Raw genomic sequence first — 18,329 nt, forward strand, 5'->3', positions numbered from 1 at the left:
AGTCTTAGGGTTATCAATTGAGCCGCTATGCGCGAATTTATCATTGCCTGCTTGGTTTTTGTCTGCGTAACCACAAGCCATGCACAATCAGATTTTCTTTATATCGACGGGACCAGTGTAGCGCTTCCTTCGCCGTTACCATCTACGTCGTCCCGCGCAACAACCCCTCCTGAGTCAATGCTCAACGCCGGATACAGTTATCAAGCTTATGCGCAGAGTATCAAACCAAGCTCATCCGGCTCATGGCATAAAATTCGATTGATCAACCCAGGCAACGAAACTCTGCGGCGATACTTAGTCTTCGACGTTCACATTCTTAAGCATTTGAATGTTTATCTATTCGATCGAACCGATTTGCGCTTAGAGAAAAAATTAGGTCTCAAAGATATCTCTGAAGAGGAGGTGCAGGACTATACGGCGCCCCACCTTGAGTTCAGCATATTACCCAAATCACAACTAACACTTCTCATTTACAAACAAAATGATGGTCCCGGTATTTTTCCAGCACGTATTCTTAGCGAGCAAGAATGGTTGCAAGAAAAGAATAATAAACGCTTTTTTTGGGGCGCGATCATCGCTGTACTGATTGCTATGGCGCTCTACAATGTCTTGGTTTACTCAATGCATCCTAATAAAAGCTATGGATGGTACTTAACATTCCATACTGTTTGTTTCTTCTATTTTTCAGCTTTAAATGGTTTTGGATTTCATTTGTGGCCGCTACAGATACAAGTAATGCTAGCCACAAATATTATGTTCATGAATTTTCTTTTGATCATATTGATCGCCAACTTTGCAAATCACTTCTTGTTTGCTAATCAGAATGCGCCAAGGCATCACAAACTCGTTTTACCACTTTCAATCATTGCCGGACTAGGGTGCATCACCAGTTTATTTGTACCCGAATACAGTATTATTCCTGCCTTTTCCATTTTACAAGCGTTCGCCAGTATATTTGGCATGAGTATTGGTATCGCATCTTTAAAAAGCGGATTCAAGCCCGCAAAATATTTCGTTATTTCATGGGCTTGCACGCTGGCAGGTGCAGGCATTGGAATGGCAACGGTACTCGATGCCATTGCCATCAATATTTTCACGCTACATGCTTTTCTCATTGGTACTTTGGGCGAGTTATTCCTGCTTTCTATTGGTCTAGCCAGCCGAATGAAATACTTCGAAATGCGTTCGCTTAGCCAATCTTATTTATATCCAAATACCAACCTAGGAAACCTAAGTTATTTTAGTCAACGACTACCACAGAATCTGCCAGAGATTTTAAAGAACCACCAGCACGTATATCTGGTGCTCATGAACCTTACCGGATTTAGAGAAGTAGTCAGTCTTTATGGGCCTAAGGCATTAACAGAAAGCTATCAACAAAGAACCATCGAGCTGGAAAACTTATTACGAAACGAGAAATGGTCCATACACTTTACCTTACCCTCGGGCAGACAAGTCTCAGCAATGGCTCTACCCAGTGAACAGATTCTCTTGCTTGTAAATGTAAACCATCATGATGAGATAGAGTTAATCGTTGATAAACTCTACCATCACAGTCATAGGGATCTTCGAATTCGTAATATTCATATGCCCATGAGTAGTACGATTAGCTACGTACACATCAGCCATCACCATTCTTTACAAGAGCAATACAGGAAGGCTCAAGTTGCGCTTCAACATGCTATCGTTACCAATCAAAAGTATTGTGCCTATTCTCCTTCGCTAGATTTAGCTATTGGTGAGCGCATAACTCTGATTCAAAAGCTACACAAAGCCATTACGGAAGATGAATTAGATATATTTTTACAGCCCCAGTTTTCGCTATTCGATAACAAGCTAGTAGGCGCAGAAGCATTGGTTAGGTGGCGACAAAACGACGGGCACTTTATATCACCAGGAGTATTCATTCCGCTTGCTGAGCAAACTGGCCTTATTTTTGAGATCAGCAAAAATATAATTGCAAGAAGCTTTGCTTGGCTTAGTGATATTAAAAAACATCATCCAAATTTATATCAGAACTTTAATCTTTCGATCAACTTATCCGCTTTAGATATGGCACAGAGCAGTTTGCTTTCATTCTTGCAAACCAGTCTTTTTAATCATGATTTAAATGCCAATAAAATTACTCTCGAAATTACCGAGTCTGCCATCATGGAAAATCATGATCTTTTCATTAAAGGTATACAAGAATTGCAAACTCTTGGTTTCAATTTAGCCATCGATGATTTCGGCACAGGTTATAGCTCCATGCTGTATTTAAAAGAGTTAAAAGCCAAAGAAATAAAAATCGACATGGGCTTCGTACGTGGCATTCACACCAATCGAGTCAACCAGAAAATCGTGCAAGCTATTGTGCAGCTCGCCAATGGCACTGACAGCATGACCGTCGCTGAGGGTGTTGAATGCAAAGAAGAAGCCCTTTGGTTACAAAGCATTGGGTGTGATTTCGCACAAGGATATTACTGGAATCCTGCCCTACCCATTCAAGAATTCTATACCCAGTACGTGTCTTTAAAGCTGTAGACAATAACAAGCTAGAGCACCTTCTCAATCTCTCCAGATTAATCATTTGCCAGATCAAGCATATGATGGCCACAACACGGATATCCACATCCCTTGTGTCATTCCCAATCACACCAAAATAGCCAGTTTTTAGACAATGGCGCAATATTGTTTGACAATCCTACCAAGAAAAACTAGCCTTATATTGTCCGACAAAAGAACAATAATAATTAGAACCCACAGGAGAGATGTTATGATTCTCGAGTCACTAAAGCCGGAAACGGCCCTCAAAGTGAAAAAATATGGTTACTTTATCTATTTACTGCCTTTATTGCTGCCAGTCAGTGCTTGGTATGGTGGTACTCACACCCAAGGTTTGAACACGCTCTTCGCATTACTTCCGATGCTGGTTGTATTCGTGATTGTGCCTATCGTTGATTTACTCTTGGGTAAAGATCCTGTAAATCCAGACGAAGATGAAGTGCCAGAGATGAGTGAACACGGTTTCTACCGCTGGCTAACCCTTTCCTGCTTACCTCTGTATTTCTTATGTATTTTTAGTGCAGGTTATTTCATGCTCAACTGGCCAGGTCTGAGTGTTTTAGATCAGGTACTTTATACAATGAGTGTGGGTGTTGTAGGTGGTATCATTGCTATCAATGTGGGCCATGAACTTATCCACAAAAATACCAAACTTGAACAAATTAGTGGTGGCTTGCTGCTATCACTTGTGAGTTATGCCGGATTCAAAGTAGAACACGTTTATGGCCACCATGTGCATGTGTCTACACCGGAAGATGCCAGCTCTTCACGTTACAATCAAAGCTTGTATGATTTTCTGCCTAAGGCGTATTACCACAACTTCAAAAACGCGTGGAAAATACAAAAGCAGCGCATGGAGCGTAAAGGCCAGCGTTTCTTAGGTATCAAAAACGAACTAATCTGGTACTACCTACACACAGTATTGGTTGCCGGCCTAATGGGTGTATTTTTTGAAGTTCTTGGTGCCAGTTTCTGGATTGGCGTTGGTTTCTTTTTCTTACAGAGTTTTATTGCCTTCACTGAGTTAGAGGTCATCAACTATATTGAACACTACGGATTGCATCGTCGTAAAATGAGCACCGGCAAATACGAGCGCGTGACACCAGAGCACAGCTGGAATAGCAACTACTTCCTAACCAATATGTTTTTGTTCCAGCTACAACGCCATAGTGATCACCATGCTTTTGCTGCTCGCCGCTATCAAGTACTGCGTCACCATGAAAACAGCCCACAATTGCCATTTGGCTATGCCACTATGTTCACTCTTGCTTGGTTTCCACCACTTTGGAAAGCGGTTATGAACCCGAGAGTTAAAGCCTATTACCGTGATGAAGAGGGTGTGCTTAGCTCCTCTTAATCAATTTTAAAGATTTGTCCTTTCAGTGCCTTTCGCCGGTCAAATGACCGGCTTTTTTATTTGCCAAATTTCTACGTTAAATGTCACTATAATCATGATTGAATACGGCAAGATCAGGTGATGATTTCAATGAACAAGCTCTTCACAATGTTTTTACCAATATGTCTACTGGCGGCGGTAACGCATGCCGCTAGCTCAGAACTGCAAGCCGAAATTCAGTTCTTAACAAACAAAGTTCAAACTAGTCCGTGCCAATTTATCCGTAATGGCGATAAGCATTCTGGCGTAGATGCCGCCGAACACATGCTGAGTAAATACGATTATTTTGCGGACGAAATCCACACAGCTGAGGACTTTATTCGCAAAGCGGCGTCAAAAAGTACACTCACGGGCAAGCCCTATGAAGTGAAGTGCTCGAACAGCCACATTACAAGTCAGCAATGGTTACAGCGTCATCTTGAGGACTTTCGTCAAGCCCATTCTCAGCAATAAGCTTTACTTTTTCTTGCAGAACATTACCCTCTGCATCAACCTACCAATAGGATGAGAGAGTGAAGCATGATTTGGACAGTATATTTATCAGGTGAAATTCATACTGATTGGCGAGAACAAATTAAGCAAGGTTGTGAGGCACTGTCCTTACCAGTGGAATTTACCAGTGCCGTTACTAATCACGAAGCTAGTGACGCAGCCGGAGATCACCTAGGGGCAGAAGAAAATTCTTTTTGGCGCGACCACAAGAGTTCCAAGATCAACAGTATCCGTACTAAAAACCTAATAGAGCAATGTGATATTGCTGTTGTTCGCTTCGGAGACAAATACAAACAATGGAATGCCGCATTTGACGCGGGCTATTTGTCCGCTTGCGGTAAACCCTTCATAACATTGCATGACGACAATATTATCCACCCATTGAAAGAAGTCGATGCTGCAGCGATGGCGTGGGCTCAGACCCCGGAAGAAATCGTTGAAATTTTGAAATACGTGACCACGGCTTAATTCTCCTAACAGCGGCAGCTCCAGCCTGCCGCTAACACACAAGCCTCATAGCCATTACCTATCAACATAAGAAAAACAATCTATTTCAACTATTTTCTAGCTCAATCTAAGATTGGGTCAATCCTGACCTATAACGCCGTGCTTGTATCAAAGCCCAAATGATTCAGAAACAGAATAAAAATTTGGTGGCGCTAAGTAGTCATAGGCTAAACTAATATAGAAGGTTAATTTATGAAGCATGCAACTCAAACCACAACGACACCGAAGACGGCTAGTAATAAAAAGGGCTGCAAGGAATGCAATTACGCCGATAACTATTATGGAGATCAGGTGTGTAAATAATACACTGAGGAGACCATCATGAAGCTTATGGATTTCTGGTTATTTTTTAGTGAACCATTAGAAGAAGCAAAAGAATTACCTCATCAGTGACAAAAGGTAGTACTCTAAATCCAAAGCCATGATCATGGCGTAACATTTACATCGGACACGGATAGAGTTATCTATTTATGAACATTCTTATTAGCGGTGCCAGCGGTCTCATCGGCACCGCACTCATGCAGTACTTAGAAGAACAAGGCCATACAGTTTACAAATTGCATCGCGACAAGCAAATCGGATCTTTCTACTGGAAACCTGAGTTCGGACATATTCATTTAGATTCTCGCATCCACCTGGATGCCGTCATTAACCTCAATGGTGTCAACATTGGGGACAAGCCATGGACCCAATCTCGTAAAAAAGCCATTTTAGATACACGTATACAAAGTACTCAGGTTCTTGCAGAAGCCATTAGCAAACGCTCTCAGAAACCGAGTGTTTTCATTAGCGCTAGCGCCATCGGATTTTACGGCGATACCGGCAGTGAATGGGCCGATGAAAGCAGCCCATCAGGTAAGAATTTTCTCAGCGATATTGCAAAGCACTGGGAACAGGCCAGCCGAGCAGCAAAAGACGCAGGCATTCGCACCGTCAACATTCGCACTGGCGTAGTCTTAGATAAAAAAGGCGGGGCTTTGGCCAAGATGTTACTGCCTTTCAAACTCGGTTTGGGTGGAAGAGTTGGTACTGGTGAACAATATATGAGCTGGATTAGTCTCACAGACGAGATCCGAGCTATCGAGCATATTTTACAGAACACCAGCATTAGTGGACCTGTTAACCTTACCGCCCCTGAACCAGTAACCAACGATGATTTTACTAAGACGTTAGGCAGCGTATTAAAACGCCCTACCGTTTTCCCAATGCCTGCTTTCATCGTCAAATTGGTGTTTGGCGAAATGGGTGATCTCTTGTTACTCGGCAGCAATCGTATCAATAGCAAGGTGTTGCAAGACAATGGCTTTGAATTTCAGTATCCTGATATTGAGTCTGCTCTACAGTCTACTCTAAAGAACTAACCACTTTGCTGAGTATCACCCTCTATTGTATGTGAATTTTTCCGACAGTAGGGGGTATACTGGTCTGCATGAAACAACATAACCACTTTAAAAATGCATCGATTTGTATAATCACCCTCATATTTTTGAGCAGCGCACCCTTGAGTATTGCTCAAAACCTTCGCATAGCTGTAGCTGCTAACTTTCATCAAACGCTATTAAAACTAGCCCATGCGTTTGAAGCGCAACATAATATTGCGCTAAGTATCAGCAGCGCCAGCTCTGGAAAGCACTATGCGCAGATTCTGCATGGAGCACCGTTTGACGTGTTCTTAAGCGCAGATCAAGATAAAATTGACCGCTTAATTAGCAGTGACCATGTAAAAGAAAAAGATAGTTTTATTTACGCACAGGGTCAGCTTGCGCTTTTCTCGAGTAATCCCAAATTCTGGCCAATGAACTTGCAAAGCTTAAAGCAAGAAAATCTGCGACTTGCCATGGCCAACCCCAAACTTGCGCCGTACGGTATGGCTGCGCAAAGCTTTCTTAATCATTTAGGTATTTCAAAAACAACGAAAATGATTACCGGAGAAAATATTGCTCAAGCATTTCATTTTACCAATAGTGGCAATGCTGATCTTGGATTAGTCGCGTTATCACAATTAATTAAAGATCAAAGTAAAGAAAGCTATAAAGTAGTGCCGCAAACTTTATACAAACCGATTTTGCAAAAAGGTGCAGTATTACACAACAGTGGCTATAAAGAGCAGGGGCGTATTTTTCTAACATTCTTGCAATCAAAAAAGGCCAAAGCCATCATGCAGCGTTTTGGATACCAGTCACCATGATAAGCACTGAAGACTGGCAAGCGATTCTTTTAAGCCTAGAGTTGGCCAGTATCACAACCCTGATACTTTTATTGTTGTGCTTACCGCTGGCTTGGTATTTAGCCCAAGGCCGTGGTTTACATCATTATGCGCTCAATGCGTTATTAACATTACCTCTGATTTTGCCTCCATCTGTACTTGGCTTTTATTTACTTATTGCCTTTGCTCCACACAGCGTATTTGGACAAACACTATCGAATCTTGGTCTTCCCCAATTAGCCTTTAGCTTTTCCGGATTGGTAGTGGCATCGATGATTTATTCCATTCCTTTTGTATTGCAGCCCCTACAAATGTCGATCAAGCAATTAGGAGCACGGCCATGGGAGATTGCGTCCAGCTTGGGAATGCCTCCATGGAAAAGTTTTATATTCATTATTTTACCCCAGATCAAACCTGCCATCGCCATGGCAGCCGTCTTATGCTTTGCTCACACTCTCGGAGAATTTGGTGTGATTTTGATGATTGGCGGCAATATCCCAGGAGAAACCCAAGTATTGAGTGTTCGCATATATGAGCAAGTGGAGGCTCTACAATATGATAGTGCTCATACATTATCGGCGATGCTATTGCTGTTTAGCTTTATCACTTTAGTTGTCATGCAGCGCTTGCAACAGTCTCTTAAGCAACATAAAGCGGGCGAGTAATAGACATGAGTTTTTTTAGTTTCGACATTCGCTTGCCAAGACAAGGTTTTCTTCTAGAGGCAAAAGCACAGCTGCCACTAACTGGGCTGAGTTGCTTTTATGGCCCAAGTGGTTGTGGAAAAACATCGTTATTAAGGGCCTTGGCTGGTTATGAGAAATCGACGCAGGGTAGCGTACATTTAAATCAATCGTACTGGCAAAAAGATCAAACGGGACTAGCGACTCACAAGCGCAATCTCGCCTTTATCTTTCAGCAACAGAATATTTTTGAACACTTAACGGTGTACCAAAATCTAGCACTAGTGAAGCACCAGTGTGCAATCAATAACCTTGATATCGATCTATGCCTAAAGGAGTTCGCTTTAATCGATCTGCAAAACCAGCTAGGCAATCAATTATCAGGCGGACAACAACAGAGAGTTGCACTCGCTCGCACCTTGCTAATGAAGCCAGATTTAATCTTGATGGACGAACCACTCAGTGCTCTGGATCAAGCCAGTAAAAAAGAGCTTCTACCTTTCATTATTAAACTCAAGCAATCGCTACCTATTTTATACGTTACGCATAGTGCAGAAGAAGTAGCGCAACTAGCCGATTATGTATTACTTATGGAGCAAGGTCGCATTACTCATCAGGGAAGCGTAACCGATATGTATCCATTACTAAATCGTCATGAGCAATATGCTAGTGTCCTTTGGCATATTGATCATTGGCAATTCAAACCGGATGACAATATTGTAGAAGCAAGAAGTGAAGAGCAAACACTCTTTTTGCAATACAACGCTCTGAACCACACACAATCCAAGGATTCCATTCCCGTTCGTATCTTCGCACGGGATGTAAGCATCAATTTGCTAAGAGAACAGCACAGCAGTATTTTGAATGTATTACATGGTGAAATAGAAAGTATTGAAGAAACCGATTCTAGCGCGCTAGTCCAACTAAAGATCGGTAACAAAAAGCTGCTAAGTGAAATTAGCAGACTATCTCTTCGAAAACTGGGATTAAAAATAGGAATGTCTGTCTACGCGCAGGTTAAGAGCGTGGCTGTATATAGTTAGCGCTGAGACGTTACTTGCTTAAAGGTTTCACGCAGTAATTTTACATCATTGGCAGCACGGTGCTTAACGATCCCTAGGTCCTGCGTCAGTTGATCTTTAATATCACTCCAAGCACCCAACTCATCTTCTTTTAGCAAACGTGTAATGGTATCAAGCCGAAAACGCTGTACGATCTCTGCTTCATCAAATAACCGCCCCAACCAAGAGCTGTCAAAGCTCCATGCATCGCTATAAAGGGTTTCGCCCATTAATAAATTATTGAGAAACATGGCCACTTCTCGTGGGCTTTTTCCTTCCTCATTTAATTGTTCGCGACTGATGCCATGGATAGCTTGCGCCTCATCGGACCAGTGAACCCAAGATTCAGGAGGCTTGATAAGAGTGGAATGAATACTACCGTCAGACAAAGCAACGCCAACTTCGATTGGGTAACTACCCCGTCCGAATCCCGATGCCTCAAGGTCAATAATTGCTGGTAACTCCATCCCGCTACATGTTCCTAGTCATTAATGCTCAACGGGGGTTACCCGCAATACTTCTTCTATTGTCGTTAAACCGGCCGCTACTTTTTGCGCACCGCTTAAGCGTAAACTCTTCATGCCCTTTTTCATGGCTGTCCGACGTAAGGTCGGGATATCCGTTTGATCTTGGATAATCTCTGCCAATGTATCATCCATTGCCATTAGTTCATAGAGCCCAGCCCGCCCCATGAAGCCCGTATTTCGACATTCTAAGCAACCGATAGGGCGATATGTAAATTCGGGTGCCTTGGCACTCCAAGGATGCACCAAATCACTCCACATCTGCTTATTAGTCGGCTCTTTTTGCTTACAATGCGGGCAAAGGGTTCTGACCAAACGCTGCGCCATGACCCCTATTAGTGCACCTTTAATAAGGTAATGTGGAACTCCAATATGCTGCAAACGCGCGATGGCACTAGGCGCATCATTGGTATGCAATGTGGATAAAACTAAATGCCCCGTAAGCGCTGCTTGAACGGCCATCTCTGCCGTTTCTAAATCACGAATCTCACCCACCATAATGATGTCTGGGTCTTGTCGCATAAGCGCACGAATCCCCTGCGCAAAATCCAAATCAATGGCATTATGCACCTGCATCTGATTGAAATTTGGCTCCATCATTTCAATGGGATCTTCCACAGTACAAACATTGACTTCCTCGTTAGCAAGTTGCTTTAAGGTACTGTAGAGCGTGGTAGTCTTACCGGAACCCGTTGGTCCCGTCACCAAAATGATACCCGCAGTGTTCGCGGTCATGGCCTGCCAGAGCTGGTGATCTTCTTTGTTAAACCCCAATTCACTGTAGTTTTTGAGCACCACCTCAGGATCGAAAATACGCATCACGAGTTTTTCGCCAAACGCTGTGGGCATGGTGCTTAAACGCAACTCCACCTCTTGACCATTTGGCGTCAAGGTTTTCACTCGGCTATCTTGAGGTTTACGTTTTTCGGCAATATTCATACGGCCCAAACTCTTAATCCGGCTGGTAACCGCCGTTCCCACTGTCGAGGGAAATTCATATACAGGATGCAGCACACCATCTATACGAAAGCGCACTCGTGCTACTTCTCGACGTGGCTCAATATGAATATCGCTAGCCCGCTGCTCAAACGCGTATTGGAAAAGCCAATCAACGATATTTACAATATGCTCATCATTGGCGTCGCTTTTGCCTTTGGTTCCCAATTCGACCAGAGACTCAAGATTACCACCCTGCTTTTGATGTTTGTGCTTGGCTCCGGATACAGAGGCAGCCAAGGTAAAAAACTCTATTTGATAGCGAGCGATATCACTGGGCTTGGCTACCACAATTTCTACAGAGCGACGATTAATGTGCTCGATATCCTCAACCCATTGCTGACTAAATGGATCCGCGGTAGCGACAGTAACAGCATCCTGACTTACGGCTACAGGCAGCAGACCATGACGCTTAGCAAAGGCAAATGACATTGTTGGGGTCACCTCCGATGCTTTGATTTTTAATGGATCAATATTAAAAACAGGCACAGCTGCATCTTGCGCGATCACTTGCATAACAAAGTCTTCACTTAAATGTAAGTGAGCATCTTTAGCACTCAACATTTGATGACTAGCAATCGCCATCGCCGGATGAGACTGACCATTCATGCCTTTTTGATTAATCTCCGCCACTTGGTCTTGCGACAAGTGCCCTAGAGCCAATAACTTTTTCACCAAATAGGGCAATGATAATTTTAAATCTTGTGCCATGTATTATAACCAACCTTGCTGTGCGGCATGCTGAGCGTGTTGTAAATGCCTCTGCATCACCGTTAAACGCCGGGCCCAACTATCTAATTTCGCTTTGCTATCTTGGTCCGTGCCCAACGAACTATTTTTGGCATGCATCATACCTAATATAACAAGATGATGATTGATAAGTGGTTCAAGCAATTGATACGCAGCATCTTCCTTTCGTTTATAAATATCAGCTAGTCCTTGAAGCTGCTGTAAATCGTTAAGATGCTGCACGGAAAGTAATATGCTCTCCCGTGTCATGTCACCACAATTAATCACTGGAGACGCTAATTTATTATGCTCAGTGGCGTATAAAAAAGCGCCCATTGCTAGCATGCATTGCCCAAGCTCGTTGCTTTGGATCCACGTATCAATATCACTCCAAAGGGAGGACTGCATACTTTTCAATAAACGCTGACTTAAACCACGACTATTACTATGATCATCTAAAAATAGCGCCATTGGTACTTGAGCTTTATCAAGCAAGCGCTGCAAACTACTTTGCAATTTTCGCCATTGGTCAAGTAGTTGAGGTGCGTCTAGTACATGTTGAATAACCAATACAGCACCACAGACTTGGCGATATAAATTCAATATCGAAAATAGATCTTCTTTTTGTATAAAGGCATCCCAGGTGCGACTCATGCGCATCAAACAATCTTCAAGATACTGCTGGTTGCTCACGTCAGGTCCTGAGATACTTTCATAAAAACTCACTTGTGAATTAATTAGCGCGTATCCTCGTTCTGCTTTATTAATATCGCAAGGGACCAATGGATGCTTTTGGCAAAGAGATTGAGCGAATGTGAATAATGCATTCACATCTCCGCTTTTAAGCTCTAATTCTACTTCACAAAGAGCAATACTGTGTTCAGTTTCGTCATCAATGGCAGTAATTAATCCTTGATCCAATACCACTTCGATCTCACTTTGATCATGCTGGATATTCCATAGACAACGGTCAAAATCCGTACTAAACAAGGCTGACACCTGTTCTTTCAGATTGTTATCCAGTGGTACATCACTAAAAAGCGACCACTCCAATTTGGGCTCGCTAATCTGATATTCCCACTCGCCTCGTTGATGCAAACCTGCGATGGCAACACCTTTATTTTTTAAGGTTTGTACATAACCAGTAGGCGTCTTGCGAATACGCAAAGCTGCATGGGCCTGATTTAACTGTAAATCTGGTGTATCAAAATACTGATTGTGCAAAGGGGTAACTGAATGGGGCTCACCTAGGGCATCCAAAAGTGCCTCAACCGCAACCTGAGGTAAGGTAAGCTTTAGTTCGACTTCGTGACTCATACTGCCCTTTATTATTTTTCACTGTGCTTGGCAGCATAGCAAAAAGCAAAATAATGCTCACCCGTATTCTGTCCTTAGATTGTCCAAACTGAGTAAAACCCGTTAAACTCAGTGTAGTTCCCAAAAGGCTTAATCAACGTGAGTGATAACACTTCTCAATACGTCAATTGGTTCAGACAAAGCTCGCCTTATATCAATGCTTATCGCAATAAGACCTTTGTCATAATGCTAGGTGGCGACACTTTGGCCCACGGCCATTTAGACAACATAATTCAAGATATCGCATTATTGAGTAGTCTGGGTGTTCGCCTAGTTTTAGTTCATGGAGCTCGACCTCAAATTGATGAATTATGTTTACAAAAAAACATCCAAAGTCGCTTCCACCTAAACAAGCGCATCACTGATGCTCCTATGATGCAAACCGTACAGCAGGCAGTGGGCCAACTACGCTCTTTGATCGAAGCAAAACTCAGTACGGGCACAAGCAATAGCCCCATGCATGGCGCAGATATTCGTGTGGTCGGTGGCAATTTTGTCATGGCAAAACCCTTAGGAGTCATAGACGGTGTGGATTTCGCGCATACAGGTCAAGTTCGCCGCGTGGATGTTCAAGCAATAAAAAAAGTACACGAAAATAAAGCCATCGTGTTACTAAACTGCTTAGGTTATAGCCGCACTGGAGAAACCTATAATTTAGCAGTAGAGGATGTCGCCACTCATACCGCCATATCTTTGCAAGCTGATAAGCTGATCATGTTTGGTGATGAAAATTGTTTGCATGATGTTGATGGCAATCTAATTAAAGACATCATCAGTAGTGAAATTCAATCTCACTTAGCCACCATGAACGATGAGCAAACCCGCCAATACATGGCTGCAAAGCACGCCATCGATCAAGGGGTACATCGCTGTCAGCATATCAGCCACCACAAAGATGGCGCTTTACTCACTGAGCTATTTACGTTGGAAGGTTCAGGCACATTGGTGAGTAAAAAGCATCAAGAGCAAATGCGCCAAGCAAGCCTCAATGACGTAGTGGGCATTTTAGAACTGCTTAGCCCATTGGAAGAACAAGGCATATTAGTGCGACGCAATAGAGAGGTCTTAGAAACTGAAATCGCACAATTCCGAGTTCTTGTGAAAGACGATATGGTCATTGGCTGTGCTGCACTCTACCCGTATGAGCATATGGCTGAACTTGCATGCGTTGCTGTCCATCCTGAATACTATGGTGGACAACGAGGCGAACGTTTATTGCAAGAAATTGAAAAAGAAGCTCGCCTTCAGGGTATTCAGCAATTGTTTGTATTAACCACGCAAACGTCGCTTTGGTTTGAAGAGCGTGGTTTCAAAGCTGCAGACATCAACGCTCTACCTGATAGCAAACAGTCTTTGTATAATTACCAACGAAACAGCAAAGTGTTTTTAAAGAATCTTTAATATAGCCGAAGCAATAAAAATCCACACAATTTATGCTGTTTTTTCATATTGCACTATTTGGCTATTGATTTTCCCTTGACCTCCTAAGCTGATATTAAGCCTAGGAGGTCGCCATGCATAAGATATGTTTTATTGGCACAACATACCCAGATTATTTAGATGCCTATCCCCTTAAGCATCTGTATTTTACCCCTTTAGACCAATATACCTCGCAAAAAAACATCATTGATCATGCCCATGTGGTCATCATTGACAGTGCAAGCTTTGACAATCATGCATTAGCCAACGCTAGCTTACTGCGCAGTGAGCATCGAAATACACAGCAAGCATGGATCTTTCTACAAAGTGAATGTGAAAATGAATCACTAGAAAACTGTTACAAAGAGGGCTTTGACAACGCAGTAAAACGACATCACTACAACGAAATATTTCATGCTATTTTACGTTCCGAAGTACTGTATGAACAACGTCGGATCGCGCATCAAGAACTTATATTAGCGCAAGACACAGCGCGAACGGCTTTGATGAATAACTGCGAGCTCGGCACCCTAATCCAACTACTGACTGACATAATAAAAGTAAAAAATCCGTCTTCTTTAGCGTATGCCTTAATTCATTGGTTCAAGCAACATGGTTTAAGTATCTGCTTGCAGGTTCGTGGACAAAAGAAACGCTATGAATTCTCATCTAACGACATCATTCGCCCCATTGAATCTGAATTGCTTACGAAAGGTGCCTATGGCGACCGCATTGCTCAAATTGGAAGACGCTACCTCTTTAATGAGAAGCATCTATCTATTTTGGTTAAAAATATGCCCATTGATGATGAAGAATATACCGGACGCCTAAACGATCATATTGCTACGATTTGCCATAGCTGTGAGTCCGCTATTGATCAAGTATTAGAAGAAATGCAGGAAGAGCAACTTCAACAACAAGCGTCGAAAGTACCTATTGGAAAAATTAAATCTAGCGTATCAGAGATTAACCAAGAAGTTTTTGATTACATAATGCAAGTACGCGGACGTCTCGGAAAGCTAATGAGAATGATAAGTTCTGATATTGATAGCCTGGATTTAAGTGACGATCATCGACAGTGTCTAACATCCATAATCGATGAATATTCAACAAATATGGAAGAGATTGACGATATGAATATTGATATCGAAACTAAACTCACAAAAATTGAGCAGAATATACAAGGCTTATCTTAACAAACTCAAGCCAATGCAGAGTATTTAAAATACTTATTTTGCGTTTCTATCGGTAATTCGCCGAACAATCCTTTGTATTGATTAGAAAAGCGGCTAAGGTGAACAAAACCATGCGCCAATGCGATTTGCGTAATCGTCATGCGTTTGCCATGTTTTAATATATCCAGTCGAACTCGTTTCAAACGGTTAACGACAAAAAAGCGGTAGGGTGTAATTCCCAAATAATGCTTGAATGACCAATATAACGTGCGGATGGGCACATTAGTAACAGCAACAAGCTCTTCAATTTTATAATCCCATTCAGGATGATGAATAATAAAATCCACCGCAGATTTAAGTTTTTCATTGTGAACAAGCGTGCGGTTTTCGAGTACAAATGATTCATTATGTATGGCATCAACTATGTCTTGCTTAAGTTCATTCGTGAGAGCATCTATACTTGCCATGTCTTTTAAAAATGTACATGCGTTTACAAAATAATGAACCGCATGAACAACATTACGCACTTGTTGATCTGACAATAAAGCACCTGCGTCGAGCACTGGCGCAAAAACCTGTTGATAAAAATCAGAAGTTGGAAAACGCAAAACCACATGCCCGCAGTCGGCACTGTAGTTCATATCCAAAGTAACATGAGGGGGGAGAAAAAAGGCTTTTTGCTTATCAAGTGGGCGTTGCCAAAGAGGAATCTGAATTCGAGCTTCTCCTGCCAATGGAACGACCAAGCAATAAACGTCATCATGAAAGCAAGCCACATTCACGTTCATTCCAAAACGTACATAACTAACCTGCATATCTTCACTACTGATATCTGCAAGATAACCATCTAGGCTCACCTGAGTATCTAAACTGGTCACATCCACATTTACGATATAATCATCGATTGCCTTCCTTAGCAGATCTACGTCCTTGCCCAAGTGATGTGAAAACAGCGCCATTGGATAGGCTTCTTGGGTGGGCAGCATCATTATCGTTTGTTTATAGTTATCATTATTAATACCACATTTTTAACATGGTCTTTATAGCATGGTGTGCTTGGCGCTGAATATCCGAAAACTGCAACAAAACGTAACTATGACACTCAATATTGATATAACTATCAATGCGCTCCCGCAAACAAAACAAATGTGCAAACTCTAAAGCAGCTAATCGACCCTCCATATCTGGTTTACGCAAATATTGTTCAGGCTAAATAGAACAAAGCGACAACGTCTTAAGGCGTGAAATAGCCGAACTTCTGGGCCTTTGATATACTGACCCGATATTTCTCATCCAGCGTAGATAATCGCTTATTTAGAGGTAGGAAGATGCCACAATACCGTAGTAAAACCTCCACCGCAGGCCGTAACATGGCTGGTGCTCGCGCACTATGGCGTGCCACTGGCATGAAGGACGATGACTTTCAAAAGCCAATCATCGCCGTTGCCAATAGCTTCACGCAATTTGTGCCGGGTCACGTACACCTTAAAGATCTAGGTCAATTGGTTTGTCGCGAAATTGAAGCTGCTGGTGGTGTGGCAAAAGAATTCAATACCATTGCAGTCGATGACGGCATTGCAATGGGTCACGATGGTATGCTTTACAGTCTACCTAGCCGTGAAATTATCGCAGATTCTGTAGAATACATGGCTAATGCGCACTGTGCTGATGCTTTAGTCTGTATTTCAAACTGCGACAAGATCACACCGGGAATGCTCATGGCGGCGTTGCGTTTAAATATTCCTGTGGTGTTTGTATCTGGTGGTCCGATGGAAGCCGGTAAAACAAAACTGTCTGAGCATAAATTAGACTTGGTTGATGCCATGGTCATCGCTGCCGACGATAGCGCCAGTGACGAAAAAGTCGCAGAATACGAGCGCAGTGCTTGCCCAACATGCGGTTCTTGCTCCGGCATGTTCACTGCCAACAGCATGAACTGTTTAACTGAGGCCCTTGGTTTATCCTTGCCCGGTAATGGCTCAACATTGGCAACACACTCAGACCGCGAGCGCTTGTTCCTAGAAGCCGGTCGGTTAATCGTGAAAAACGCGAAGCGTTATTATGAGCAGGACGATGAATCCGTATTGCCTCGTAACATCGCAAGCTTTAAAGCATTTGAAAATGCTATGGCACTGGATATTGCCATGGGCGGCTCCACCAATACTATCTTGCATTTATTAGCCGCAGCACAAGAAGCGGAACTCGATTTCGATATGAAAGAAATAGATCGTCTTTCACGATCAGTACCTCAATTATGTAAAGTTGCGCCGAATTCGCCCCTATACCATATGGAAGATGTTCACCGTGCCGGTGGTGTCATGGGTATTCTTGGCGAATTGGATCGCGCTGGCGTGCTGCATTCAGATATTCCGACTATCCATAGCGCAACGGTAAAAGAAGGTCTAGATAAATGGGATATCATGCGCAACCCTAGTGAAGAAGTGGTGAATTTCTTCAAAGCAGGTCCCGCTGGTATTCCAACTCAAACCGCATTTAGCCAAAGCACGCGCTGGCCAACCTTAGATGGTGATCGCGAGAACGGCTGTATCCGTAGCATCGAGAATGCATATTCCCTTGAAGGCGGCCTTGCTGTTTTATACGGCAACATTGCTCAAGACGGCTGTGTGGTCAAAACAGCTGGTGTAGATGACTCTATTTTGGTCTTTACCGGCAAAGCAAAAATATTTGAATCTCAAGACGATGCAGTAAAAGGTATTTTGGCTGACGAAGTGAAAGCCGGTGACGTAGTAATTATTCGCTACGAAGGTCCAAAAGGTGGTCCTGGTATGCAAGAAATGCTTTACCCAACGTCATATCTGAAATCCAAAGGATTAGGAAAAGACTGCGCGCTATTAACTGACGGCCGTTTTTCTGGCGGTACTTCCGGTCTATCCATTGGTCACTGCTCACCAGAAGCAGCGGCAGGTGGGGCCATTGGTCTATTGCGTGATGGAGATGAAATTCTTATCAACATTCCTGAACGCAGCATCAACGTAAATCTGAGTGACGAGGAACTATCTCACCGTCGCCATGAACAGGACAAACTAGGTTGGAAGCCTGTCGAAGAGCGTCCACGTAAGGTCACTACGGCATTGAAAGCTTATGCTAAATTTGCCACCAGTGCCGATAAAGGTGCGGTCAGAGACAAAGCTATGCTCGACGACTGATTCGTCTGAGCATCCATAACAAGCAACCATAAAAAAACCCTCTTCATGAGGGTTTTTTACGCTTTAAGCATCAA

Annotated in this window: 15 protein-coding genes; 11 read left to right on the plus strand and 4 right to left on the minus strand. The window is 42.9% G+C overall.

Annotated elements, in window-relative coordinates; genetic code table 11:
• The first annotated feature begins 27 nt into the window (after positions 1-27).
• The 8 genes from HF888_RS15565 to HF888_RS15600 all read left to right on the plus strand — a co-directional run bounded on the left by HF888_RS15565 (position 28) and on the right by HF888_RS15600 (position 8,871).
• A complete protein-coding gene (locus tag HF888_RS15565; RefSeq protein ID WP_007018289.1) occupies positions 28-2,523 on the plus strand; it encodes an EAL domain-containing protein in 2,496 nt (831 codons plus the stop codon).
• A gap of 235 nt (positions 2,524-2,758) precedes the next feature.
• Entirely contained in the window at positions 2,759-3,901 is a 1,143-nt protein-coding gene (locus tag HF888_RS15570; protein WP_040297944.1) for an alkane 1-monooxygenase, read from the plus strand.
• A gap of 129 nt (positions 3,902-4,030) precedes the next feature.
• Positions 4,031-4,393 carry a DUF5329 family protein gene (locus HF888_RS15575; RefSeq protein WP_040297896.1) on the plus strand — a complete coding sequence of 121 codons (363 nt, stop codon included), beginning with the start codon at positions 4,031-4,033 and terminating at the stop codon, positions 4,391-4,393.
• A 66-nt stretch (positions 4,394-4,459) separates the two neighbouring features.
• A complete protein-coding gene (locus HF888_RS15580; RefSeq protein WP_007018292.1) occupies positions 4,460-4,900 on the plus strand; it encodes a YtoQ family protein in 441 nt (146 codons plus the stop codon).
• 509 nt (positions 4,901-5,409) lie between these two features.
• The gene (locus tag HF888_RS15585; RefSeq protein WP_007018294.1) at positions 5,410-6,300 is read left to right on the plus strand and encodes a TIGR01777 family oxidoreductase; all 891 of its coding nucleotides are present in this window, start codon (positions 5,410-5,412) and stop codon (positions 6,298-6,300) included.
• 140 nt (positions 6,301-6,440) lie between these two features.
• Positions 6,441-7,127 (plus strand): molybdate ABC transporter substrate-binding protein, encoded by a 687-nt coding sequence (gene modA, locus HF888_RS15590; RefSeq protein WP_165837040.1) that lies wholly within the window; start codon positions 6,441-6,443, stop codon positions 7,125-7,127.
• On the plus strand, positions 7,124-7,810 hold the full coding sequence (gene modB, locus HF888_RS15595) for a molybdate ABC transporter permease subunit (protein ID WP_007018296.1): 687 nt from the start codon (positions 7,124-7,126) through the stop codon (positions 7,808-7,810). The genes modA and modB overlap by 4 nt, the downstream gene beginning before the upstream one ends.
• 5 nt (positions 7,811-7,815) lie before the next feature.
• On the plus strand, positions 7,816-8,871 hold the full coding sequence (locus tag HF888_RS15600) for a molybdenum ABC transporter ATP-binding protein (RefSeq protein WP_007018297.1): 1,056 nt from the start codon (positions 7,816-7,818) through the stop codon (positions 8,869-8,871).
• On the opposite strand, the gene HF888_RS15605 is transcribed toward HF888_RS15600, so the two are convergent.
• Genes HF888_RS15605 through HF888_RS15615 form a run of 3 tightly spaced genes read right to left on the minus strand, consistent with a single transcriptional unit; the run spans position 8,868 to position 12,455 of the window.
• Positions 8,868-9,356 carry a 3'-5' exonuclease gene (locus HF888_RS15605; protein ID WP_007018298.1) on the minus strand — a complete coding sequence of 163 codons (489 nt, stop codon included), beginning with the start codon at positions 9,354-9,356 and terminating at the stop codon, positions 8,868-8,870. The genes HF888_RS15600 and HF888_RS15605 overlap by 4 nt on opposite strands.
• A 21-nt stretch (positions 9,357-9,377) precedes the next feature.
• Positions 9,378-11,120: a type IV pilus assembly ATPase TfpB gene (gene tfpB, locus HF888_RS15610; RefSeq protein ID WP_168367079.1), complete on the minus strand. Its 1,743-nt coding sequence runs from the start codon at positions 11,118-11,120 to the stop codon at positions 9,378-9,380.
• A 3-nt stretch (positions 11,121-11,123) separates the two neighbouring features.
• Complete coding sequence (locus tag HF888_RS15615; protein ID WP_007016657.1) at positions 11,124-12,455, minus strand: CYTH domain-containing protein; 1,332 nt, start codon at positions 12,453-12,455, stop codon at positions 11,124-11,126.
• Between the two features lie 138 nt (positions 12,456-12,593).
• On the opposite strand from HF888_RS15615, the gene argA reads away from it, so the two are divergent.
• Complete coding sequence (gene argA / locus HF888_RS15620; protein ID WP_040297442.1) at positions 12,594-13,895, plus strand: amino-acid N-acetyltransferase; 1,302 nt, start codon at positions 12,594-12,596, stop codon at positions 13,893-13,895.
• 113 nt (positions 13,896-14,008) lie between these two features.
• Positions 14,009-15,109: a hypothetical protein gene (locus tag HF888_RS15625; protein ID WP_007016655.1), complete on the plus strand. Its 1,101-nt coding sequence runs from the start codon at positions 14,009-14,011 to the stop codon at positions 15,107-15,109.
• A 5-nt stretch (positions 15,110-15,114) separates the two neighbouring features.
• Here the strand turns inward: HF888_RS15625 and HF888_RS15630 are convergent, their stop codons facing one another.
• Positions 15,115-16,077 (minus strand): AraC family transcriptional regulator, encoded by a 963-nt coding sequence (locus HF888_RS15630; protein ID WP_007016654.1) that lies wholly within the window; start codon positions 16,075-16,077, stop codon positions 15,115-15,117.
• A gap of 339 nt (positions 16,078-16,416) precedes the next feature.
• On the opposite strand from HF888_RS15630, the gene ilvD reads away from it, so the two are divergent.
• Positions 16,417-18,255 (plus strand): dihydroxy-acid dehydratase, encoded by a 1,839-nt coding sequence (gene ilvD, locus HF888_RS15635; RefSeq protein ID WP_007016652.1) that lies wholly within the window; start codon positions 16,417-16,419, stop codon positions 18,253-18,255.
• Positions 18,256-18,329 lie beyond the last annotated feature (74 nt).

Origin of the sequence: Bermanella marisrubri (genome assembly GCF_012295615.1) — a bacterium.
Lineage (GTDB): Bacteria > Pseudomonadota > Gammaproteobacteria > Pseudomonadales > Oceanobacteraceae > Bermanella > Bermanella marisrubri.

Coding starts and splice junctions, on each gene's coding strand:
- HF888_RS15615 (WP_007016657.1), bottom strand. CDS start 12,455: ATGAGTCACGAAGTCGAACTAAAGCTTACCTTACCTCAGGTTGCGGTT.
- HF888_RS15625 (WP_007016655.1), top strand. CDS start 14,009: ATGCATAAGATATGTTTTATTGGCACAACATACCCAGATTATTTAGAT.
- ilvD (WP_007016652.1), top strand. CDS start 16,417: ATGCCACAATACCGTAGTAAAACCTCCACCGCAGGCCGTAACATGGCT.
- HF888_RS15575 (WP_040297896.1), top strand. CDS start 4,031: ATGAACAAGCTCTTCACAATGTTTTTACCAATATGTCTACTGGCGGCG.
- tfpB (WP_168367079.1), bottom strand. CDS start 11,120: ATGGCACAAGATTTAAAATTATCATTGCCCTATTTGGTGAAAAAGTTA.
- HF888_RS15585 (WP_007018294.1), top strand. CDS start 5,410: ATGAACATTCTTATTAGCGGTGCCAGCGGTCTCATCGGCACCGCACTC.
- HF888_RS15605 (WP_007018298.1), bottom strand. CDS start 9,356: ATGGAGTTACCAGCAATTATTGACCTTGAGGCATCGGGATTCGGACGG.
- HF888_RS15580 (WP_007018292.1), top strand. CDS start 4,460: ATGATTTGGACAGTATATTTATCAGGTGAAATTCATACTGATTGGCGA.
- modB (WP_007018296.1), top strand. CDS start 7,124: ATGATAAGCACTGAAGACTGGCAAGCGATTCTTTTAAGCCTAGAGTTG.
- HF888_RS15565 (WP_007018289.1), top strand. CDS start 28: ATGCGCGAATTTATCATTGCCTGCTTGGTTTTTGTCTGCGTAACCACA.
- HF888_RS15600 (WP_007018297.1), top strand. CDS start 7,816: ATGAGTTTTTTTAGTTTCGACATTCGCTTGCCAAGACAAGGTTTTCTT.
- HF888_RS15630 (WP_007016654.1), bottom strand. CDS start 16,077: ATGATGCTGCCCACCCAAGAAGCCTATCCAATGGCGCTGTTTTCACAT.